Source organism: Roseovarius tibetensis, from assembly GCF_050896375.1.
Lineage (GTDB): Bacteria > Pseudomonadota > Alphaproteobacteria > Rhodobacterales > Rhodobacteraceae > Roseovarius > Roseovarius tibetensis.
The window spans coordinates 52,810-73,376 of the sequence record NZ_JBPBBB010000016.1 but is presented as its reverse complement, the minus strand read 5'-3'; the positions used below and the strand labels follow the sequence as shown (position 1 = coordinate 73,376).

The window sequence follows — 20,567 nt, the reverse complement described above, 5'->3', positions numbered from 1 at the left end:
ACCGTATCGAGATCATGTTCGGCAGGCTCAAGGACTGGCGGCGTGTCGCAACTCGGTATGACAGGTGCCCCAAGGTCTTCCTCTCGGCGATCGCGCTAGCCGCGACTGTCATCTATTGGTTATGAGTCCAGACCCTAGGGGTTGAAACGGGCTCAATTCGCTTCGTGCAGCTGCTAACGCTACCTTCTACGGTTGTTCCATCTGGCTTTTCCGCGGTGCACTCCGCACCTATCAGCGCACCGCAACTCCCAAAGATGGGTTCGACGTTAACCGCAGGAGGGTTGCCACCAGGCACATCGCACTCACAGCTACAAACCAGCTTGTTCGAAGGCCCAATGGGCACGGCCATAACCGGAGAGGATGGCAACATTACGGTGACGATGGAAAGAGCAGGAGTCTTCAATATCTTGAAATTGCCTGTAGACATTTTCATAATTCCTACATGTAAGAGTAGATAATAACATGTGCCTTGAGTTATATCTGTATTTATATTTGGTCCATTGAGAAGGGCCCGTATCGGGTTGGGACGTGTGGGTGGTGTCTGAACCAGGCCGATTTTACCGGAGAGCAAAAAGCTTGCAAGGTAAGCCATGACCAAAGGAAACCCAGGGAACCGTTTTTCGACAGAGGTACGTGCGCGCGCGGTGCGCATGGTTCTGGAGAACGAAGCGGATTACAAATCGCGGTCGCAGGCGGTCGCATCCATCGCGGAGAAGTTCGGATGCAGTAGCGCCACGTTGCGCGATTGGGTCACCAGACAGGCCGTCGAGGACGGTGATCGCGACGGCCTGACGCAGTCAGAGCGCAAGGAACTCAAGGCGCTGCAGCGCGAGAACCGCGAACTCAAGCAGGCCAACGAGATCCTGCGCAAGGGCGAGGCCTTTGTCCGCCATTGGTCCGAGGACGATGGACGAGCGCTTTTTTCGCAGCGGCGGACCTCGACCGCCAACGCAAGAGATGATCATGTTCATCGATGATCATCGCGGGGAGTACGGCGTCGAGGCGATCTGCAGGGTTCCGCCGATCGCGCCGTCCACCTACCACCACCATCAGGCGGTCAAGCGCGACCCATCCAGGGCGTCCGTTCGGGCGCAGCGCGACGCCGGTTTCGGCCCCAAGGTCAAGACCTGCTGGGAGGCCAGCGGCAAGCGCTACGGCGCGGTCAAGGTCTGGTACGATCTCGCTGCAGAAGGCGAGGATGTGGCGCGCTGCACGGTGGTGCGCCTGATGAAAGAGATGGGAATACAGGATGTTATCCGCGGCAAGGGCAAGAAGACAACGTATCGTGATCCGGCCCTGCCTTGCCCGGAAGACAAGGTGAACCGGGACTTCAAGGCGTCGGCGCCGAACGTTCTCTGGGTGGCCGACTTCACCTATGTGCGCACCGCCGTGGGGTTCGTGTACGTCGCACTCGACCATTGTTCTTGAACCAATGGCGAACAAGGTCTCGTTCATCGATGTCTTCGCCCGTTTCATCGTGGGCTGGCAGGTCTCGTCGTCGCCCAACACCGGGCTGGTTCTCGATGCGCTGGAGCAGGCGCTTGCCGCCCGCAATGCCGACCGGGATCGGCTGACCCACCATAGCGATCGCGGCGTCCAGTACCTGTCGATCAAATATTCCGAGCGCCTTGAAGAGGCCAGGATCGGGGCCTCGGTTGGCAGCGTGGGGGACTCGTATGACTGTGAATATGGTATTGCAGCCTGATGGCCTGACTCATCGTACGATTGACTTCGTGTCATTGCGTTGACGTGTCGACCATCAGGTTGCCCGCGACCTCGCGCCAGCGTGCATGGGCCTGGTCGCGGTGGGTCTCGGCGAAGACTGTCTTCACCACGGCGCTGACCACCGGCTTGTTCGTCTTGCACACGCGGGCCAGGAGATTGCGCTGGAAGTGCACGTGGCAGCGCTGCCAGCCGGCCCCCAGGACCTTGCGTGCGGCCGCTTTCAGCCCCTTATAGGCGTCGCTGATCACCAGTTGAACACCGCGCAGGCTGCGGCGGGTGAGAGACCGCAGGAAATCGGCCCGGAACGTCTCGGCCTCCGACGGCATGCCGGTGATCCCGAAGATTTCCCGTCGCGCGTCGGTGTTGATCGCCACGGCCACTATCACCGCCATTGAGACCGTGAGGGGCCGGCGCGCCACTGGTTCGGGCGCGGCCCCGCACGCCGGCCGCGCGCAGCTTCACGTAGAGGGTGTCGAGCGAGTGGAGGGGCCGTTGACCGCGCCGAACGTCCCCCCGGACGGTGGGAATTCGGTCCCTCGGACCGAATTCATGAGGATCACCCCGTCCAGCGGACGGTTCAGGAACGCCTGCACATGCTCGTCGATCTCCTCGTACAGCCGCGACAATTGGCTCTTCGGAGAAACACGCGGAAATTGGTGATGGCCCCTGAGGGGCGGCGTATCCTGGCAGCGGTCACGCACTGTAACGTCTCTGGAAAGACAGGGACATGCTACGATAACCGGATGCGTCAGCTTCCCGCGACACGTTGCGGTCAGAGGACGGTGGCGATCAAGACCAATGCGCCCCGCCGAAAGAGGCGGGGCGCATGCATCAACCTGGTGACCCGCAGGCCATGGGGCATGTATTCAGGCGAACCACCAGCGTTCCATCCAGCGTTCGCCGTCCATGTCGAAATTTGACGCGAACTCGCCATGCGCGATCTTGCCATTGGTCGCGAAGACGAAATTCGCGAACATCGGCAGCACGGTGCCGCCATCCTTGGACACAAGCTGCTGCATTTCCGAATACATGGCGCGGCGCGCATCCTCGTTCAGTTCGGCGCGGGCCTTCACCAGCAACTCGTCGAACCGGGCATTCGACCAGCTGCTGTCATTCCACGCCGCGCCGGACTCGTAGGCCGTGGAAAAGATCTGATCCTCGGTCGGGCGGCCGCCCCAGTAGACCGCGCAGAATGGGTGCTTCAGCCAGACATCCGACCAGTAGCCATCGTTGGCAACGCGGTTGACGTTGATGTTGATCCCGGCCGCATTGGCCGAGTTCCGGTAGAGCACCGCGGCATCCACGGCCCCCGGAAAGGCCGCATCGGCCGCCGACAGGGTCACGTCGAGGCTGTCGAGCCCGGCCTCGCGCAGGTGGAATTTCGCCTTGTCGGGATCGTAGCTGTGCTGGGCGAGATCCGGATCGTGGAACCGGTAGCTCGGTCCGATGGGCTGGTCGTTGCCGACGGTGCCGTGGCCGAACAGGATCTTGTCGACCAGCTCCTGCCGGTTGATGCCGTATTTCAGCGCCAACCGGACATTCACGTCGTCAAAGGGCGCGGTGTCGGCCTGAGCCGCGAAACTGTAATATTGCGGGCCCGCGATCGAGTGGATCGCGAGGTCGGGATCGCGCCCCAGCATGCTGATAGTCTTGAGATCGAGCTTGTCGATCACGTCGACCTCACCCGAGACAAGCGACGAGGTCCGGGCGTTCACATCGACGACCGACAGCATCTCGACCGCATCGAACCAGCCACGGTTCTGGTTCCAGTCCTCTGTGTGCCGTTCGAGGCGGGCGATGACACCGGGCTGGAATTCGACCAGCCTGTAGGCGCCGCAGCCATCGCCGGAGCGCCAGTCGATCCCGCCGTTGCCGTCGGATGGCACGATCGCCATGTGGTAATCGGTAAACACGAAGGGGAAATCGGCGCTGCCAGCGGACAGTTCGAACACGACCGTGTTGTCGCCTTCCTTGGCGACGCTCACGATCGGGGCGACCAGCGGCTTGGCAACCGAGGTGGACCCTTCGCCCCTGTGGTGATTGATGGAATCTACGATGTCGTCAAGGCTCAGCGGCTTGCCGGAATGATAGGTCACCCCCTGTCGGATCCTGAAGCGCCATGTCTTCGCATCCGGCGTGGCCTCCCAGCTTTCGGCGAGATCCGGTTCGGCCGACCCGTCTGTCGCCACTTTGGTCAGGTACCCGTGCATGCCGAACGGCAGGGCGACCGTGAAGCCGTTGGTCCAGGTTGCCGGATCCAGCGTGTCGTTGGTGTTGCCGTGACCCTTTGCATGGCGGATCGTGCCGCCGCGTTTCGGGGTCATGTCGGTGGCCGACCAGGCAACGCCCGGCATCATACCTGCGGACAGGCCCGTTGCGGCCGTGCCTGCAAGAAAGCTTCTGCGGTCGAGGCCGCGAATGCGAGATGTCATGTTTGTGGGTTCTCCTTTTGATTGTGCCCTCCGAGAAGCGCACTGGCGACATACAGTACCGGGCCGTACGCGATCGTCAAGTTGCGACGCGATTCCCCCGCGCGGCAGATGCCAGCGCACATCGCGCGACCGGCGCGCGCCGGTCGCGGCACGGCATCGCCCGGCCGGTCGGGAAACCGGCGGTCGGTGTCGGTTCGGGGACCGGCCTGCGGATCACCTTGGCGGTCGAGGCAGGACAATACACTTGGCGGCTCGTGTGAGACTGGCGGTATCGATCCTGTTTCATTGACACGCATGCGCCGGGTGCTTACCGATACCTTCAAGTCCTGGGGGAGCCTTGTCGGCTGAGACTCCATCGCTGTCATGCGGTGGTAACCCTTAGAACCTGATCCGGGTCATGCCGGCGAAGGGAAGGAATAGGCCGGGTCTGCACCCGTACCCCTCTTTCTTGCGCGCCGTGCATCGATCGCAACAGCGTACCGCCGAAAGGCGCAGAGAAGAGGACCGACTGTCATGATGCTCGACCCCGTCTGGACAGGCCTGTGGCTGTCATTATGCGCCGCCCTTCTGGCCATCCCCGGCCTGATCCATGCCCGGCGTCACCGCGACACGCTGGAAGATTACATCACCGCCCGCAACAGCCAGAACACCCGTGCGACCGTGCTGACGCTGGTGGCGACCACGCTGGGGACCTGGATCCTGTTCGGCCCGGCGCAGGCCGCGACATGGGGCGGGATCGGCGCGATCCTTGGCTATGCCTTGGGGTCGATGGTGCCGCGCCTCGTGATGATCCCGCTGGGTCAGCGGATGCGTGACCTCATCCCCGACGGCCATGGCCTGACCGAGTTCGTGATCCATCGCTACGGTCGCGTCATGTATGCCTTCACCCTTGTGATCATGCTGTTCTACCTGTTCATCCTGCTGGCCGCGGGCCTGACGGCCGTGGCGCGGATGGTGGCCTTGCTGGCGCCCATCCCGCTATGGGTGACGGCCAGCACGGTCATGGCCGCGACGCTGATATACACCTTCTACGGGGGGCTTCGGGCGTCGATCTACACCGACAAGTTGCAGATGATCGTGATCGCGCCGATGCTCGGGCTGCTCCTGGTTTTTGGCTGGCAAGCCGCCGGCGGTGCCGCCCCTACCCTTGCAGGACTGCGCGAGACCGCGCCGCATCTGCTGCAGATCGGTGACACAGGGGGGCTGCGCGCGGGGGTGACCTTCTTTCTCGCTGTGGCGCTGACCGGGCTGTTCTATCAGGGCACGTGGCAGCGGATCTATGCCGCGCGCGACGCGCGGGTATTGCGCCGGGGTTTCTGGATCAGCGGTGTGTGCAATTTCGTGGTCGTCGGGCTGATGGGGCTGTTCGGTCTGGCCTTCGTCGGGCTAGGCCTCGACGGCGACGGGTCGGTCGCGCTGTTCAGCGTTCTGCTGGCAGAGGTGCCGATGTGGTTCGCGCTGGCGCTTATCCCGCTGGGGCTGGCGCTGGTCATGAGCAGTGCGGATTCCACCATCAGCGCCACCTCCAGCATCATCGCCGTCGACATGGGGCGGCTGATGTCCGGCGCGGCTGACCGCACCCTGATGACCCTTGCGCGCTGGTTGATCGTTGTGGCGGCGGTCCCGGTGACATGGGTCGCGGCGCAAGGTTACAGCGTGCTATACTTGTTCCTGCTGGCCGATCTGCTGTGCTCGGCGGCAGCGTTCCCGGTATTCTTCGGGCTGTTCCATCGCCGCTATACCGGGTTCAACGCGGCGATCAGCACCGGGTGCGGCCTCATCGCCGGGCTGGCGATGTTTCCGGCGCCGGGCGCGGGCACCGCGACCTTGCTGGAGTCGTTCCTGCTGGCGGCGCTTGTTCCGGTCGGCGTGTCGCTGGTGCTGTTGCGGCTGCTGCCCGAGCGCGCGGCGTTTGATTTCAGCCTGCTCGGTGCCAGCGTGCGCCGCTTCCGGGGCTGAGCGCCGCACCCGGTCAGGCGGACGGGCGCGCCAGCCCCAGATGGTCGCGCAAAGTCCGTCCCGCATAGTCGCGGCGGAAAAGCCCCCGGGCCTGCAACACCGGCACCACGTGGTCGATGAAATCCTCGATCCCGTCGGGCAGCGAGGGCGGCATCAGGTTGAAGCCGTCCGCGCCGCCCGCCTCGATCCAGTGTTGCATTCGGTCGGCAATCTGTTCGGGGGTGCCGACCATCGTGCAATGACCACCCCCGGCGGCCAACCGCCCCAAGAGCTGGCGCAGCGTGGGCGCCTCGCTTTCGATGATTCGCAGGATGGTGGCGTAGCGTCCCTTGGGGCCGCTGAACGCCTCGAGCGGTGGCAGGTCGGGGACCGGCGCGTCGAGGTCCCAGTCGCGGCAATCCTGCCCGATGAACTGGCCAAGCTGGCGCAGCGAGTCCTCGGTCGGCAACAGCGCGTCCAGCGCGCTTTGCCGCGCCTTCGCCTCGGCCTCGGTCGCGGCGACATAGGTCACGAGGCCCGGCAGGATCGGCACCGGCGCGCGCCTCGCCGCGCGCACGCGTGCCTGGATATCGCGGTAATACGCCTGCGCCGATGGCAGGTCATAGGCAACGGCGTAGATCGCTTCGGCGTAGCGCGCGGCCAGATCGCGCCCCGGTTTCGACGCGCCGGCCTGAAACAGCACCGGATGCCCCTGCGGCGGGCGCGGCACGTTCAGCGGACCATCCACCATGAAATGGTCGCCCCGGTGATGGATGGGCCGCACCTTCGCCGGGTCGGCGAACTGCCCCTGACGGTCACACAGCAGCGCGTCATCGGACCACGAATCCCACAGCGCCAACACCGTGTCGGCAAATTCCCTGGCGCGTGCGTAGCGCGCCTCGGCGGGCGGCATCGCCTCGAGCCCGTGATTGCGGGCTTCCGTGTCAAACATCGAGGTCACGAGGTTCCAGCCCATCCGCCCGCCCGAGATATGATCGAGCGAGGCGAGCATCCGCGCCGCGTGAAAGGGCGTGTAAAAGGTACTGGACACCGTGGAGATCAGGCCGATCCGCTCGGTCGCGCGGGCCATCGCCGCCATCGCCGTCAGCGGTTCGAGAAACCACAAGGGCCCGCCGCCGACATTGGTGGCCGCCTGACCATCGGCAAAGAACACCGCGTCCAGCTTGCCCCGCTCGGCGATCTGCGCCAGCCCCTCGTAGTAACGGATATCGCCCAGACGCTCGACCGGCGATCCGGGCTGGCGCCACGCCGCGCGGTGATGGCCGCAGGCCATGATGAACAGGTTAAGATGCATCTGCGCGCGCTTCAGTTCTTCACGAGGCCGCCATCGACCACCAGGTTCTGCCCGGTAACGGCCCGTGCCCAGGGCGAGGCGAAAAACAGGGCGGCGTCGGCAAACTCCTCGGGCGTGGTGACCCGGCGCAGCGGCGTGTTGGCGGCGATCAGATCGAACACCGCCTCGGGCGTGGCGGCAGAGGCATCCGTGGTGCGCAGCAGCCCGCCCGACAGCATGTTCACGGTGATGCCCTCGGGGCCCAGATCATGCGCCAGCGTGCGGGTCAGCGACAGCAGTGCCGCCTTGGCCGCCGTGTAGTCGTGATAGGGCACGACCGGGTTCTGGAACAGGTTGGTGCCGATGTTGATCACCCGCCCGAATCCCAGTTCCCGCATCCCCGGCAGCGCCGCCTGAACGGTATTCAGCGCGCCGCGCGCCACGCCCTGCAACTGGTGATCGAGATGTTCCCATGTCAGGGCATCCGGGCCGGGCCGCGCATCGCCATTGAACGAAAAGGCCGGCAGCGCATTGTTGACGACAGTCGTCACCGGCGCCCCGAAATGCGCCTGTGCCGCCGCGAACATGGCGCGGACCGAATCGGGGTCGCGCACATCTGCCTGCACCGCCAGCGTACGCTCTGGTGCATGCGCAGCCACAGCCTGCGCGGCCTCTGCGCTTTCAAGGTAATTCACGATCACCCGCGCACCCTGCGCCAGAAACGCGTGGGCGAGGCAGGCGCCCAAGCCCCGGCTGGCGCCGGTGATCAGGACAAGTTGACGGGAAAGCGGCAGGTCAGGTTCGGTCGCGGTCATGTTACGTCCCCTTTTTCGGGTCGGGGACGCATGTCTGCCGATCGGCTCATCATCAGACGGACATCCCTTCGCCGGTATTAACTGGATCAGGTTCGACGGGTTTGATCTCAGCCCCGGCAAATCGCCCAAGGCACCCCGTGTCGTTGTTCTGAATCCTTAGCGGATGATGCCGCTGAAGTCATCACCCGAAAACAACAAGGCCATCGTGGCAGCGCGTGTCGCGGGCCTTGTGAACCATTCGCGCCCGTTCGGTGACGCGCTTACCCCCTGCCCCGCATGCCGTCCGCGCGACGCCCTGCATCGCAGGCGTAGGCCCGCGTATGACCGGGACGGCCAGCCGACGAGCCATGCAAAAAACGCATAGCGGAATGGATTGGTAATTACGCCGCAGTGCAGCGATATAGAGCCTACCACGATCATACCCGCGTTGATCACGCGGCGAACAGAAAGACACGACGATGTACCGAATGCCAACTCAACCCGAACTCGACGCAATCACAAACGAGGCGCGCCGTCAGCGTGCCCTGCTGATCCGGAGCATTCTGCGCCGCCTCTTCACCCGCAAGCCCGCGGGTGTCGCGAGCCCGGCGCACTGAAGCAATCGTTATGCAACGAACCCGTGAAGGACGGCCGGTCGCGAAAGCAGCCGGCCGTTTTCTTGTGCATCATGCGGATGTCGCGATCGCCCACCTAATCCAAGGGAAAGACGCTGCCCATCCTCCTGAACAACACCTCCGGATCGCATCGTGCTGCCCGGAAAGCACGACCCGACCATCCCGGAACATGAGCACGCCCATGATGGGTAGCCCGGTCTAAGGCGGTGCCACCCACCTCGCGACATGGTGCACAGTCCGCACGGCATGTCGCGCATCACGCGGGGCTGTGGCAACGTGATCGCGCCACCGCGCGGGGCGGATCGCGTGACGGCGTTCCGATCCCGGCGTCTTGAGGTCTCAGGGCTGAAATGCCTGTATCCCGGCATGCATCTCGGATTAGGATACGACGCAGAGGAAAGGTCCGGCAGTGATGGCAGACAGACAAGAGCACTGGGACGCGATCTACACCACGCGCCAGGAAGAAGATCTGACGTGGTTCGAGGCGACACCGTCGATATCAGTCGATCTTGTCCAAGCCTCGGCGCGCCCCGGCGATGCCATCATCGACATCGGTGCCGGGGCCTCGCGGCTCGTGGACGCGCTGCTTGAGACGGGGCTTGGCCCTCTCGCCGTGCTGGACTTTTCCGCGGCCTCCCTTGCCAAGAGCCAGCAGCGCCTCGGCGCGCAGCGCGATGACGTGACATGGATCGAGGCGGATATCACGACGTGGCAGCCGTCGCGAGAATACGCGGTCTGGCATGACCGCGCGGTATTTCATTTCCTGACCCGCCCCGAAGACCGCGCCGCATACACGCGCGCCATGTCCGAAGCCCTCGTCCCCGGCGGCATCGCGATCATTGCCACATTTGCCGATGACGGACCCGAGATGTGCTCGGGGCTGCCGGTGGTCCGCTACGCGCCGGGCGAGCTGGCGCAAGAACTCGACCGGTTGTGTCCGGGCCGGTTCGAGATGATCGAGGGGACACGCCACACGCACATGACGCCCAAGGGACATCGACAGAGCTTCCAGTACAGCATGTTTCGGAAGACGGACGCGGGATGAGCGTTCTGCGCTCGATCCTTCGCGGCGTGCTCCGCCCGGTTTCCGCCGTGGGACTGCTTGTGGCCGTGATCTTTTTCGGCCTTTCGGTGACCCCGTCGATGGTGCCGCGGTCGCCCGAGTTGCAGGGCGCACTGGGCGGTCTCATCGCCGCGCTCGGTTATCTGATCTGGTGGCTTGCGGCGTGCCTGCTGGCCTGGCTCGGACTGTGGAGCGAGCGCAGGGTCTCGCGGCCCGGACGGATCGTGCTGATGCTTGTCTCGGCCGTCATCGCCGTCGTTTTTCTGTGGAAAGCCGCCGATTGGCAGAATTCGATCCAGCACGCGTGGGGCCTCGCCCCGCTCGAGGCCTCTGCCCCGCTGCGCGTGGCTGCCATTGCGGTGGCGGTGTTCGTCATCCTTCTGGTCGCGGGGCGGCTGTTCCGGGGACTTGCCAAGCGCCTGCAGGCGCGCAGCCTGCGGGTCCTGCCGCCCCGCATGGCGCAAGCGGCGGGGATGGGCCTTGCCGTATTGGTGTTTGCCGCCACGATCGACGGGGTCGCCGTGCGGGGCGTTCTGCGCACCATCGACACGGGTGCACGCCTGGCCGACGCGATCATTCCACCCGATCTTGCCCCGCCCGACACGACGCATGTCAGCGGGGGCCCCGGCTCGTTGCTGGACTGGGAGGATCTGGGCCGATGGGGCCGGAATTTCGTCGCGTCCGGCCCGACCGCCGCCAAGATCGCGGATTTCTGGAACGCGCCCGCGCGGCAACCGATCCGGATCTATACGGGGCTCAACGCCGCTGAGACGCCGGACGCGCGCGCGCAGCTTGCCTTCGACGAGTTGCTGCGCGCCGGCGGGTTCGACCGTCAGGTGCTGGTGATCGCGATGCCTACGGGTTCGGGCTGGCTCGACCCCGGCGGGATGGACACGCTCGATTACATCACCCGCGGAGACGTGGCGACCGTGGCGGTGCAGTATTCATATCTGCCCAGCCCGGTCTCGGTGGTCGTCGACCCGATGCGCGGCGTGGCCGAGGCGCAGGCGCTGTTCGACAAGGTCTATCGCCACTGGTCCGACATGCCCCAGGATACGCGACCGCGTCTCTATCTGCACGGGCTCAGCCTCGGGGCGTTCCTGTCGCAGCAAACGGTGCCGCTTCTCGATCTCTACGCCGATCCCATCCATGGCGCGCTCTGGACGGGATCACCCTACCTGAGCGAGTTCTGGCGCATGGTTCAGGCCCGCCGCCATCCCGACAGCCCGGCCTGGCGGCCCCGGTTCGGCAATGGCTCGTTGATCCGCACGCGCAACCAGCAGGGCGGGCTGGACCGGTTCGACGCCGCGTGGGGGCCGATGCGCTTTGTGTTTCTTCAATACGGCAGCGACCCGATCGTCTTTTTCGACTGGTCGCTGGCCTGGTCGCGACCCGACTGGCTCAGCGGGGAACGCGCGCCCGATCTTTCCCCCAAGATGCGCTGGATCCCCGTCGTCACGTTGTTCCAGGTCGGCCTGGACATGGCGGTGGCGTTGGGGACGCTGGGCTACGGGCATGACTATGTGGCCCGGCACTACATTCCCGCATGGGCCGAGACGCTCGCGCCCGAAGGCTGGACCACTCATGACGAGACCCGTTTGAAGGCGCACCTGATCGACCTTGTCCCGCGCTGAGCGTCAGGGGATCGCGGACAGCGTCAGGAACGCGCCGAAAATCACCAGGTGAATACCGCCCTGCAGCGATGTCGTGCGTCCTGTCGCCAGTGTCAGCGTCGCCATGAACAGGCTGAGCAGCAACAGCACGATATGCTCGGCGGCCAGCCCGAGGATCAGGTTCTGCCCCATGACGACGGAAATCATCGCCACGGTCGGGATGGTCAGACAGAGGCTGGCCAGCGCCGATCCAAGCGCAAGATTCATGCTGGTCTGCAAGCGGTTCTCTCGCGCCGCACGAAGCGACGCGACACCTTCGGGCATAAGCACGACCATCGCGATGGCGACGCCCACCAGTGCCTCGGGCAGACCGGCACGCGCGATGCCGACGGCCACCGGATCGGCCAGGGTCTCGGCCATCAGGACGACCGCGACCAGCGCCAAAGGCAGCAGGACGAGCGCCAGGCCAAACGCGCGCCGATCCACCACTGTATGACAGCGATCGGCGTCATCCGGCTCGGCATAGTCCTCGCGATGGCTGACCGTCTGGGAATACAGGAAAAACCCGTAAAGCGCGAGCGACACGACCGTCACGAAAATCAGTTGGGCGGGCGCATAGACCGGGCCGGGCACGGCCAGCGTGAAGTTCGGCAGCACCAGCGCCAGAATGGCCAGCGTGGCCAGAACACCAAGCGCCGCCGTGGCGCTTTGGGGCTGCATTTTCTGGCGGTGGTGGCGGATGCCCCCGATCAGCAGCGACACCCCGAGGATGCCGTTCAGAACGATCATGATGGCCGCAAAAACCGTGTCGCGCGCCACCGCGCTTTCGCCCGCGGGGGCCGACAGCAGCAGCGACACGATCAACGAGACCTCGATCAGCGTGACCGCAAGCGCCAGAAGGATGGAGCCGAAGGGCTGCCCGACCCGGTGCGCGACGGTTTCGGCATGATGCACCGCCGCGAACACCGCCGCGAACAGCACCGGAACCGACAGGATAACCAGCCACGGCGCCGCCCCCGCGTCGTGCTGCGAGATCGCAACCCCTGCAAGCGCCAGCGCGACAAGCGGGGCGAGAATGGTCCAGACCGGTGTGGACGTCTTGGTATTGTTCAATGTCATCTCCCGGATTCAGTCCGCTGACTGCAAGGTAAAGGGGACGCGGCCTTGGGTCGCTCCGATGCCGCCCGCCCGGAATGCCCCACATACCTGCGGTGGCTTGATCGACCGCAAGGGTGGTCCGGGCCCGTATGACCGATGCCTAGGCAAGCGGGAACGTCACGAACCAAACGGGAAAGCGGGGCGCTGCGAAGGCCATGGATCGTGCCATCTGCGAGATCATGACCCCTTCTCGTCAGAACCGCCACGTCACGCCGGCGACCGGGCCGCTCATGGCGCCGTCGAACACCGTGCCGCCATCGGAATAATCAAGAGACAGATGGCGCCATCCGGCAGACAGGTACAGGTTGTCCGATGCCCGGTAATTCGCAGTCACGGCCGCTTGCCATGTGACATCCGACCCGACACCGAACCCGCCGGCATCGAAATAGCCCAGAAGCGACCAGCGATCGGATAGCGGTGCGTTCACGCGCAGGCCAACCACAGGATCGACGAAACTGGACGACGGCGCGATGCGCAGCACCGGCGAGGTTACCTTACCCTTCAGCCGCCATGCCCGAAACCCGCCCAGCACATCGACCGTCGTCCCTGCCCCCGCATCGAAACGCCGTCCCGCGGCCAGTGTCAGCGACCGGATCGTCAGCTCGCCGGAGGCCGGAATGCCCAGGGGCAGAACGCCTGCGCGCGACGACGACGTGTAGGTGAAATCCCCGAACAGCACGAGATCCCCGCGCCGCGCGAGACCGGTGACGAACACGGCTGCATCAAGATCTTCGAGCACCTCGGAAAGCGACTTGTCGAAAGACAGTGTCGGCGCCGCCCTGAAGGGTTTGAAATCGCCTGTCACACTGGCCCCCCAACCATAAAGCGTGACCTGGCCGGACCAGTCCTGCGCGCGGGCGGTGGTCGCCATCCCTGTCATCAGGACGGTCATCACGACAATGACGGCGACGCCCCGAAGGCCCCCCGACACGCGCGACACCATCAGAGGTCCTCCTTGAAGACGCGTCCGCCCTTCATGACGAGGCGCAGGTTGGCGTCGGGATCTGACAGGAAATCGAGATCGGCCTCGGGATCGCCATCCCAGACAAGGATATCGGCCAGCGCCCCCTCGGCGATCGCGCCAAGCTGCCCCTGATAGGGCGCGCGGGTGCCGGACATTGCCAGCAGATCGCCCGCAGCCCCCGTGGCCATGCGAAGCGCCTCGAGCGGCGGCATGAAACGGGTCAGCTTGGCCAGTTGCCGTCCTTGGGTTGCCGCCCCCGTCGGATTGAACAGGACATCCGTGCCGAACGCCATGTTGACCCCCTCGGCGCGGCCCTGTTCGAAGGCGCGGACGGTGCCGTTGGCGACCTGCTGCTGCTTGGCCACGCTGCGCGGATCGGAATACGTGTTCGAATCCTCGTCCGCGAGGAACGGCTGGATACTCCACCAGACACCGGCGTCGGCCATGGCGCGGATGGTCGGCGCGTCGGCGAGCTGGCCATGTTCGATCGATCGCACGCCGGCCTCGATGCAGCGCAGGATGCCTTTCGGCGTATAGACGTGGGCGCAGACATAGGTGCCATAATCGGCGGCCGCCTGAACCGCCGCGCGCATCTCGTCCAGCGTGTATTGCGCTGTCTCCAGCGGGTCGTAGGGCGAGGCGACGCCGCCGCCCGCCATGATCTTGATCTGGCTGGCACCCTTCATCAGTTGTTCGCGGGTGCGGCGCAGGACCTGATCGCGGCCATCGGCGATCGCGGCCACGCCGGTACGTTCCGTGTGATCGGCCGGATCGCCGGGCATGCGGGGCAGCGTATGCAGCAGGCGAAAATCACCGTGACCCGAGGTTTGCGACAGCATGGCGCCGGACGGAAAGATGCGCGGGCCCGTCACGGCCCCCTGATCGATCGCCATCTTGAGGCCGAAGGCCGGGCCGCCCGTGTCGCGCACCGTGGTAAACCCGCGCATCAGGGTTGCCCCGGCCTCGCGCCCGGCCATCAGGTGCACCCAGCCGATATCCTGCGTCAGCGCGGCGATCTGGCTGACACCGACAAGCGTCGCGTGCCAGTGACAGTCGATCAGACCCGGCGTCACCGCCCGGCCGCCGCAATCGATGACATCGGCCTCGTCCGGGCCTTGCCCTGTGGTCGGCAGCGCGGTGATGCGCCCGCCCTCGATCAGGATGTCGCGACCCGTCTGCATCGCCAGCGTCGATCCGTCAAAAAAGCGCAGGTTGGTCAGCAGCGTCGGCCGGCCCGGCGTCTGGGCCTTGACCTCGTCCGGGGCAAGACCGAACCCCGCGAACAGCCCCACCACCGCGGCGCTGCCACCCAGAAATTGCCGGCGGGACAGATCGGCCTCAATCCGGGCCATCGCGGCCTGAGTATCCGGCGCACCGCACAGGCATGGATTGATGGCCGAAGCCCCGGTTTCAATGCTTTCACAGCAGGTCAAACACATTGCGAAAAAATCCTTTTCCAAATCCCGAGTGTCACACCGGTCCGCAGGGCCATGTCACATCGATAGCGTCCGCTTTTTTTCCGCGCAAATGAAATGCTTCCGGGTCGCGGGGAATGGGTGGGGAACGGGTCATGGCCGTTGATGGTTGTACGACACCCTCGGGACGTGCCGCAGCGATGCGTTTTGGTCCCCCGAAACAGTGCGGCCCTGCCTGCCTGCGAGGAAACTGACGGGCCCGCCCCACGATGCTGCACCGTCCGACCAAACCCCGCGCGCGATGCCGGATCTGTCATAGTTCTCAAGACCCTTCTGCGGGCCGTGTCACCGGCATGCGCGGCATTTCGACAACACGCCTGACTGGCGTAGGACCGTTCTCGGAACAGCAGGTGACAAACCTGCAGCCGCACGACAGCCATGCAGCGCGTGTGCGGCACCGGCGTGGCGGCACGCACTGGCGCTACCTCATGCGACATAAGGCCGCGCTACTTGTCTTGTCCGGCAAGACACCGCCCTCGACTGGCCATGACCCCGGCACCGAAGATCGCCCCGACCCGATATACGGGGCCAACGGGACCGGGCACACGACCCGCAACCCGCAGGTCAAGGACGACAACCCCGCGGGGGCTGCATTACGCGCCGCAACGGACGCGATACGCCCGTGTCGCTGCGGGACCGGCGTCCGGCGCCCTTCTAGACCATCCTTCGGGGTGGGTGCCTGCCGCCGCCCGAGGACGACAGTCGCGCGTATCTTCGGACGATCAACCATTCCCGAGACGCAGAGGCGAGATACCGTTTGATCTGCCTGTCCGGGCGCGGTGCCGTGCCGGCGGCGGCAGCGCCGGATGACACGCGCGGTCCCGTCCGCCCAAGGCTGCCCGTCGTCGCAGCGTCACCCCAGCCAGACGTCGAGAAACAGCATGATGACCAGCCCGATGGACAGGCCGAGCGTCGCCTTGTTCTGGTGCCCGTTGCGATGCGTTTCGGGGATGATCTCGTGACTGATGACATACAGCATCGCACCCGCGGCAAAGGCCAGCCCCCATGGCAAAAGCGGTTCGGACAAGGTGATGACGCCGGCGCCGATCAGCCCGCCCACGGGTTCGACCAGCCCTGTCAGGGCGGCGATACCCCAGGCGCGCCACTTGGCATACCCCTCGCCCAGAAGGGCCACGGCCACGGCCAGCCCCTCGGGCAGGTTCTGCAGGCCGATCCCGAGGGCCAGCGGCAGCCCCTCCTTCAGGCCATGCGCACCAAATCCGACCCCTACGGCAAGACCTTCGGGAAAGTTGTGGATCGTGATGGCGATGATGAACAGCCAGACCCGCCGGAGCGAGACCGCCGCGGGCCCCTCGCGCCCCATCTTGAAATGCTCGTGCGGCAGTTTCTCGTTCATCAGCGCGACGGCCCCCATGCCCAGCAGGATCGCCACGCACACGATGGCGGCCGGGGCCGCGCCGTTGTCAAAGCGTGGGGCGGCGGCATCCAGTGCCGGAATGATCAGCGAAAAGAAAGAGGCCGCCAGCATCACGCCCGCCGCAAAGCCAAGCGACAGATCTCTGGTTCCGCGCGACGGGATGCGCCCGAACAAGACGGGAATCGCCCCGACCGCTGTCATCAAACCAGCGATCAGGCTTCCCAGAAAGCCAAGCGCGATGGGGGAAAGTTCGGTCATGACACACTCCATGATGTCGTCGGCGTTGGATTACACTTTTCTGCGAATGACAGGCAATCGCCGACCGCATGATCTTGACCCGCGCGCCATGACGGCGCCGCACCGCATCCGGTTCGGCGCCCGCCGCCATTCGTCCGTATCCCCGCACGTGTCGAAATCCCATGCACTTCGGACGGCGCCCCTGCTATGCTCGCCCTTGCAGAGATCGCATCACGTGAACCGGGAGGCGGAAACGCGTTGACCGAGCTGTCGACGATTACCGGCGCGATCATCGCGCTTGCGATTGGCGTGATGTCGATCGTGGCGTCCTATCGCGCGTTGCTGACCTCGCGCACACCGCAAGGCGCGGTCGGGTGGATCCTTTTCATCATCCTGCTGCCGCTCATCGGCACGTTGTTCTACCTTGTCTTTGGCTATGCCGATTACAAGCGGTTTGCGCGTGCGCGCCGTCTTTCGGATGCCACATCGCTCGAGGATGCGACGGTCGACGCGCCGACGCCTGCGCGCCCGTCGCGGCTGGCAGCGTTTTCGCGGATCGCGCGATTGCCGGTCACCGAAGGCAACGACATGACGCTGTTGATCGACGGTCATGCGACCTTCGATGCCCTTCATGCCGCGATTCGCGGGGCAACCTCGCGGATCATGGTCCAGTTCTACACGATAGAGGACGACACGGTAGGGCAGGCCTTTCGGGACATTCTGATCGAACGCGCCACTGCCGGGGTCGAGGTGTTCCTGTTGCACGACGAGCTGCCGTTCTTCGGGCTGCCATCCGCATTCAAACGGTCATTGCGCGATGCGGGGGTGCGTATCTCGCGGACAAGGGGGCCAAAACGACTGCTTGGCCCGTTCCAGCTAAACTTTCGCAATCATCGCAAGTTGGTCGTGGTTGACGATACCGTGGCCTTCACCGGGGGAATAAACCTGTCGCGGGCGTATATCGGACAGTCCGCGCTCGGGGCGTGGCGCGACACGTTTGCGCGGTTTCGCGGACCCGTCGTGACACAACTGGCGCTGCATTTCATCTCGGACTGGCGGTGGGCCACGCAGGAGGATCTCGATCAGCCCGAGGTCGCGACCACGACACCGCCGGGTCCGTTGAATGCGGTGGCGCTCGCCCCGTCCCCGGCAGAAGAGATCGCGGGGGGCAACCTGTACTTCATCGCGCTCGCCCATGCGGCGCAAACGCGTCTCTGGATCGCGACACCGTATTTTGCCCCGGACCGGGATGTCCTGACGGCCTTGCGATTTGCCGCCCTGCGCGGCGTCGATCTCAAGGTGCTGGTGCCGTGCCACGTGGATCATTATCTGCCCTATTTCGCCGGCATGGCCTATTTCGACGATCTGCGTTCGGTGGGCGGTGAGATCTGGACGTACCAGCCCGCCTTCGCCCATCAGAAGGTCGCGCTTGTGGATGACGATCTGGCCTCGGTCGGGTCGATCAACCTGGACATCCGGTCGGGGTTGCTGAACTTCGAAATCACCGTGGTGATGGAAGGCACCAGCGCCGCCGCCGATGTCGAGGACATGCTGCGCACGGATCTGGACCTTGCCATCCGGGTTGATGTCGACCTTGAGGACCGACCGCTGATGACCCGGATGGCCGCGCGGGTGGCGCGTCTCATGGCACCGGTCCTGTGATGCGGATCGTGAGTTACAATATCCGCAAGGCGGTCGGGCTGGACTGGCGGCGCGACCCGTTTCGGATCATCCGCGTTCTGGCCAACCTCGACGCCGATGTGGTCGCGCTGCAAGAGGCCGACAGGCGCCTTGGGGTGCGACCGGCGGTTTTGCCGGGGGACTTGCTTTACACCCATACCGGCTTGCGGATCCTGACCATGACCGACGGACCGAGTTCCGGGTGGCACGGCAACGCGCTGTTGGTGCGCGATGGCTGGGACGTTCTGGACACCGCGCGCCTGACCCTTCCGGGGATCGAGCCGCGCGGCGCCGTTATCGCCGATCTGACGGGACCTGAAGGCGACCTTACGGTGGTTGGCACACATCTGGGGCTGCGTCGCGGGTGCCGCCAGTTGCAGCTTGCCCATCTGCGCGAGGCGATCGCCGGTCGCGCCCCGCGGACGATCATCGCAGGCGACATGAATGAATGGTCGCCGCGTGTCGGCTTCGACCTGATCCATGACCTGTTCAGCATGATCACACCCGGCCCTAGCTTTCATGCCAGCCGGTTGATGGCCCCGCTGGACCGCTTCGCCGTCGGCGCGGGCGTGGAGTGCCGCGGATCGGGCGTCGTCCTTCGGGGCGAGGCGCGGCGCGCATCGGACCACCTGCCCGTCTGGATGGATGCGGAACTGGTCGGATCGCCTTGACGCCGCCTCGAACCGGGTGCGCTTTTTGCTGCGCCCGTCTTGATCCAGCGCAAGGGGTAACCGATCTCAATCTGGTACGGATCACAAGGTCCGGATCTACGACATACGGTGGGAGCGTTTGGTATCATGTTTGTCTTCGCGGTCAAGAAATCCTGTGACCTTTCAATGGGGCCTGACACATGAGCACGGACCCGTACGACGTTCTGGGCGTCAAGAAGACCGCCACCCAGGACGAGATCAAGGCTGCCTACCGCAAGCTTGCCAAGAAGCTGCATCCGGACCTGCATCCGGGCGATGCCGCCAAGGTGGCGGAGTTTCAGGCGGTCGCGGCCGCCAACGACCTGTTGGGCGATCCCGAAAAGCGCCGGCGCTTCGATGCCGGAGAGATCGACGCCAGCGGGCACGAACGCCCCGAGCGCCAGTATTATCACCAATATGCCGGGCAGGACGCGGGGCGACGCTATGACCCCGGCGCCGGCAGCGGCGGTTTCGGGGACGAATCGGACCTGTTCTCGGACCTGTTCGGTCGTCACTGGCAGCGCGGCGGCGGGCACTACCGGCAAGAGTTCCATGCCCCCGGACCCGATCTTCGGTATCATCTGGATGTGGATTTTCTAGACGCGGCGCGGGGCAGCAAACGCAGCGTGACGATGCCCGACGGCAAGACGATCGAGATTACCGTCCCACCCGGCCTGAAGGACGGTCAGACCCTTCGCCTGCGCGGCAAGGGCGGGCCGGGCGTCGGACAGGGACCCGCCGGCGACGCCTTCGTGACGATTGGTGTACGGCCGCACACCGTGTTCATGCGGGACGGCGACACCATAGAGGTCGAGCTGCCCATCACCTTCGACGAAGCGGTGCTTGGCGCGAAGGTGGACGTGCCGACGATCTCTGGCCCGGTCTCCATGACGATTCCAAGGGGCGTGTCCTCGGGGCACCGTCTGCGACTCAAGGGCAAGGGGATCAAGCCGAGAAACGGGCCTGCCGGAGATCAGATCGTCCGGCTCAGGATCGTGCTGCCGGACAAGATCGATGGGCAGATGGAGGATCTCGCACGGCAGTGGCGGGATCAGGCCCGATTTGATCCGCGAAAAGACCTGCGGAGGAAGACATGAGACTCGATGAACAGTCGGTTGTCGCGCGGATCGAGCGCGTGAACCTGCAAGAGCTTCGCCTCTGGGTGCAGCAAGGCTGGGTGCGTCCGGCCGACAGCCCGGACGGTCCGATCTTCGACGAACTGGACGTCGCCCGTATCCGGCTTTTATGCGATCTGCGCAAGGAGATGTCGCTGCCAAACGATGCGCTGCCGGTCGTCCTCAACCTGATAGACCGGCTGCACCAGACACGTCGTGAACTTGGCGCACTCGCACGTGCGCTTGACGAGCAGCCCGAAGATGTGCGGCACGCCATCATTTCCAGTGTCTCGACCATCCGCGCCAACGCGACCGGCGCGGATCGGGACGGCAGGGAATGATCCGGGCCTGACCGGGCGCATGTCGGGCCCGCCTGC

19 protein-coding genes, 1 pseudogene, 2 riboswitches and 1 other annotated feature are annotated in these 20,567 nt (G+C 65.1%); of the genes and pseudogenes, 11 read left to right on the top strand and 9 right to left on the bottom strand.

The window, feature by feature from the left end; genetic code table 11:
* The 4 genes and pseudogenes from ACROSR_RS11985 to ACROSR_RS11970 all read left to right on the top strand — a co-directional run.
* Positions 1 to 125 (top strand): transposase (locus ACROSR_RS11985; RefSeq protein ID WP_333483675.1); only part of this gene is annotated, 125 nt, incomplete at its 5' end.
* A gap of 465 nt (positions 126 to 590) precedes the next feature.
* Positions 591 to 957: pseudogene (locus ACROSR_RS11980) on the top strand (transposase); the annotation flags it as partial.
* Positions 916 to 1,032: a sequence feature (AL1L pseudoknot), on the top strand. (Overlaps the previous pseudogene by 42 nt.)
* Positions 964 to 1,428, top strand: coding sequence for an IS3 family transposase (locus tag ACROSR_RS11975; RefSeq protein WP_432685339.1), 465 nt, complete (start codon positions 964 to 966; stop codon positions 1,426 to 1,428). (Overlaps the previous feature by 69 nt.)
* Positions 1,429 to 1,432: 4 nt before the next feature.
* Positions 1,433 to 1,705, top strand: coding sequence for a DDE-type integrase/transposase/recombinase (locus ACROSR_RS11970; RefSeq protein WP_432685335.1), 273 nt, complete (start codon positions 1,433 to 1,435; stop codon positions 1,703 to 1,705).
* A gap of 31 nt (positions 1,706 to 1,736) precedes the next feature.
* Here the strand turns inward: ACROSR_RS11970 and ACROSR_RS11965 are convergent, their stop codons facing one another.
* The 3 genes from ACROSR_RS11965 to ACROSR_RS11955 form a co-directional block, all read right to left on the bottom strand.
* Complete coding sequence (locus tag ACROSR_RS11965) at positions 1,737 to 2,144, bottom strand: transposase (protein WP_432685333.1); 408 nt, start codon at positions 2,142 to 2,144, stop codon at positions 1,737 to 1,739.
* 39 nt (positions 2,145 to 2,183) lie between these two features.
* The gene (locus tag ACROSR_RS11960) at positions 2,184 to 2,351 is read right to left on the bottom strand and encodes a hypothetical protein (RefSeq protein ID WP_432685331.1); all 168 of its coding nucleotides are present in this window, start codon (positions 2,349 to 2,351) and stop codon (positions 2,184 to 2,186) included.
* A gap of 240 nt (positions 2,352 to 2,591) precedes the next feature.
* The gene (locus ACROSR_RS11955; RefSeq protein WP_432685329.1) at positions 2,592 to 4,157 is read right to left on the bottom strand and encodes an ABC transporter substrate-binding protein; all 1,566 of its coding nucleotides are present in this window, start codon (positions 4,155 to 4,157) and stop codon (positions 2,592 to 2,594) included.
* 318 nt (positions 4,158 to 4,475) lie between these two features.
* A riboswitch (TPP riboswitch) is annotated at positions 4,476 to 4,586 on the top strand.
* Positions 4,587 to 4,670: 84 nt separating this feature from the next.
* Between ACROSR_RS11955 and ACROSR_RS11950 the strand changes: the two genes are divergently transcribed.
* A complete protein-coding gene (locus ACROSR_RS11950; protein ID WP_432685327.1) occupies positions 4,671 to 6,116 on the top strand; it encodes a sodium:solute symporter family transporter in 1,446 nt (481 codons plus the stop codon).
* Positions 6,117 to 6,129: 13 nt separating this feature from the next.
* On the opposite strand, the gene ACROSR_RS11945 is transcribed toward ACROSR_RS11950, so the two are convergent.
* Together ACROSR_RS11945 and ACROSR_RS11940 are read right to left on the bottom strand one after the other, a co-directional pair.
* Positions 6,130 to 7,410: an LLM class flavin-dependent oxidoreductase gene (locus tag ACROSR_RS11945; RefSeq protein ID WP_432685325.1), complete on the bottom strand. Its 1,281-nt coding sequence runs from the start codon at positions 7,408 to 7,410 to the stop codon at positions 6,130 to 6,132.
* Between the two features lie 11 nt (positions 7,411 to 7,421).
* On the bottom strand, positions 7,422 to 8,204 hold the full coding sequence (locus ACROSR_RS11940; RefSeq protein WP_432685323.1) for a 3-oxoacyl-ACP reductase: 783 nt from the start codon (positions 8,202 to 8,204) through the stop codon (positions 7,422 to 7,424).
* A gap of 46 nt (positions 8,205 to 8,250) precedes the next feature.
* Positions 8,251 to 8,352, bottom strand: a riboswitch (TPP riboswitch).
* Positions 8,353 to 9,230: 878 nt separating this feature from the next.
* On the opposite strand from ACROSR_RS11940, the gene ACROSR_RS11935 reads away from it, so the two are divergent.
* Complete coding sequence (locus tag ACROSR_RS11935; RefSeq protein ID WP_432685321.1) at positions 9,231 to 9,863, top strand: class I SAM-dependent methyltransferase; 633 nt, start codon at positions 9,231 to 9,233, stop codon at positions 9,861 to 9,863.
* Positions 9,860 to 11,515 carry an alpha/beta hydrolase gene (locus tag ACROSR_RS11930; protein WP_432685319.1) on the top strand — a complete coding sequence of 552 codons (1,656 nt, stop codon included), beginning with the start codon at positions 9,860 to 9,862 and terminating at the stop codon, positions 11,513 to 11,515. The genes ACROSR_RS11935 and ACROSR_RS11930 overlap by 4 nt, the downstream gene beginning before the upstream one ends.
* Positions 11,516 to 11,518: 3 nt before the next feature.
* Here the strand turns inward: ACROSR_RS11930 and ACROSR_RS11925 are convergent, their stop codons facing one another.
* The 4 genes from ACROSR_RS11925 to ACROSR_RS11910 all read right to left on the bottom strand — a co-directional run bounded on the left by ACROSR_RS11925 (position 11,519) and on the right by ACROSR_RS11910 (position 16,727).
* A complete protein-coding gene (locus ACROSR_RS11925; RefSeq protein ID WP_432685317.1) occupies positions 11,519 to 12,607 on the bottom strand; it encodes a calcium:cation antiporter in 1,089 nt (362 codons plus the stop codon).
* Between the two features lie 238 nt (positions 12,608 to 12,845).
* Positions 12,846 to 13,595 (bottom strand): hypothetical protein, encoded by a 750-nt coding sequence (locus tag ACROSR_RS11920; RefSeq protein ID WP_432685315.1) that lies wholly within the window; start codon positions 13,593 to 13,595, stop codon positions 12,846 to 12,848.
* Positions 13,595 to 14,968, bottom strand: coding sequence for a metal-dependent hydrolase family protein (locus ACROSR_RS11915; RefSeq protein ID WP_432685313.1), 1,374 nt, complete (start codon positions 14,966 to 14,968; stop codon positions 13,595 to 13,597). The genes ACROSR_RS11920 and ACROSR_RS11915 overlap by 1 nt, the downstream gene beginning before the upstream one ends.
* Positions 14,969 to 15,944: 976 nt before the next feature.
* Positions 15,945 to 16,727 carry a ZIP family metal transporter gene (locus ACROSR_RS11910; RefSeq protein WP_432685311.1) on the bottom strand — a complete coding sequence of 261 codons (783 nt, stop codon included), beginning with the start codon at positions 16,725 to 16,727 and terminating at the stop codon, positions 15,945 to 15,947.
* A gap of 237 nt (positions 16,728 to 16,964) precedes the next feature.
* On the opposite strand from ACROSR_RS11910, the gene cls reads away from it, so the two are divergent.
* The 4 genes from cls to ACROSR_RS11890 all read left to right on the top strand — a co-directional run bounded on the left by cls (position 16,965) and on the right by ACROSR_RS11890 (position 20,531).
* Positions 16,965 to 18,368: a cardiolipin synthase gene (gene cls / locus ACROSR_RS11905; RefSeq protein ID WP_432685309.1), complete on the top strand. Its 1,404-nt coding sequence runs from the start codon at positions 16,965 to 16,967 to the stop codon at positions 18,366 to 18,368.
* A complete protein-coding gene (locus tag ACROSR_RS11900) occupies positions 18,368 to 19,057 on the top strand; it encodes an endonuclease/exonuclease/phosphatase family protein (RefSeq protein WP_432685307.1) in 690 nt (229 codons plus the stop codon). The genes cls and ACROSR_RS11900 overlap by 1 nt, the downstream gene beginning before the upstream one ends.
* 179 nt (positions 19,058 to 19,236) lie before the next feature.
* Positions 19,237 to 20,172, top strand: coding sequence for a DnaJ C-terminal domain-containing protein (locus tag ACROSR_RS11895; protein ID WP_432685305.1), 936 nt, complete (start codon positions 19,237 to 19,239; stop codon positions 20,170 to 20,172).
* Complete coding sequence (locus tag ACROSR_RS11890; RefSeq protein ID WP_432685303.1) at positions 20,169 to 20,531, top strand: chaperone modulator CbpM; 363 nt, start codon at positions 20,169 to 20,171, stop codon at positions 20,529 to 20,531. Before ACROSR_RS11895 ends, ACROSR_RS11890 begins: the two co-directional genes overlap by 4 nt.
* The last annotated feature ends 36 nt before the right edge of the window (positions 20,532 to 20,567 follow it).

Excerpts from the sequence above, each read along its gene's own strand:
- ACROSR_RS11975 (WP_432685339.1), top strand. The coding sequence starts at position 964 with ATGTTCATCGATGATCATCGCGGGGAGTACGGCGTCGAGGCGATCTGC.
- ACROSR_RS11970 (WP_432685335.1), top strand. The coding sequence starts at position 1,433 with ATGGCGAACAAGGTCTCGTTCATCGATGTCTTCGCCCGTTTCATCGTG.
- ACROSR_RS11955 (WP_432685329.1), bottom strand. The coding sequence starts at position 4,157 with ATGACATCTCGCATTCGCGGCCTCGACCGCAGAAGCTTTCTTGCAGGC.
- ACROSR_RS11950 (WP_432685327.1), top strand. The coding sequence starts at position 4,671 with ATGATGCTCGACCCCGTCTGGACAGGCCTGTGGCTGTCATTATGCGCC.
- ACROSR_RS11945 (WP_432685325.1), bottom strand. The coding sequence starts at position 7,410 with ATGCATCTTAACCTGTTCATCATGGCCTGCGGCCATCACCGCGCGGCG.
- ACROSR_RS11940 (WP_432685323.1), bottom strand. The coding sequence starts at position 8,204 with ATGACCGCGACCGAACCTGACCTGCCGCTTTCCCGTCAACTTGTCCTG.
- ACROSR_RS11935 (WP_432685321.1), top strand. The coding sequence starts at position 9,231 with ATGGCAGACAGACAAGAGCACTGGGACGCGATCTACACCACGCGCCAG.
- ACROSR_RS11930 (WP_432685319.1), top strand. The coding sequence starts at position 9,860 with ATGAGCGTTCTGCGCTCGATCCTTCGCGGCGTGCTCCGCCCGGTTTCC.
- ACROSR_RS11920 (WP_432685315.1), bottom strand. The coding sequence starts at position 13,595 with ATGGTGTCGCGCGTGTCGGGGGGCCTTCGGGGCGTCGCCGTCATTGTC.
- ACROSR_RS11915 (WP_432685313.1), bottom strand. The coding sequence starts at position 14,968 with ATGGCCCGGATTGAGGCCGATCTGTCCCGCCGGCAATTTCTGGGTGGC.
- ACROSR_RS11910 (WP_432685311.1), bottom strand. The coding sequence starts at position 16,727 with ATGACCGAACTTTCCCCCATCGCGCTTGGCTTTCTGGGAAGCCTGATC.
- ACROSR_RS11900 (WP_432685307.1), top strand. The coding sequence starts at position 18,368 with ATGCGGATCGTGAGTTACAATATCCGCAAGGCGGTCGGGCTGGACTGG.
- ACROSR_RS11895 (WP_432685305.1), top strand. The coding sequence starts at position 19,237 with ATGAGCACGGACCCGTACGACGTTCTGGGCGTCAAGAAGACCGCCACC.
- ACROSR_RS11890 (WP_432685303.1), top strand. The coding sequence starts at position 20,169 with ATGAGACTCGATGAACAGTCGGTTGTCGCGCGGATCGAGCGCGTGAAC.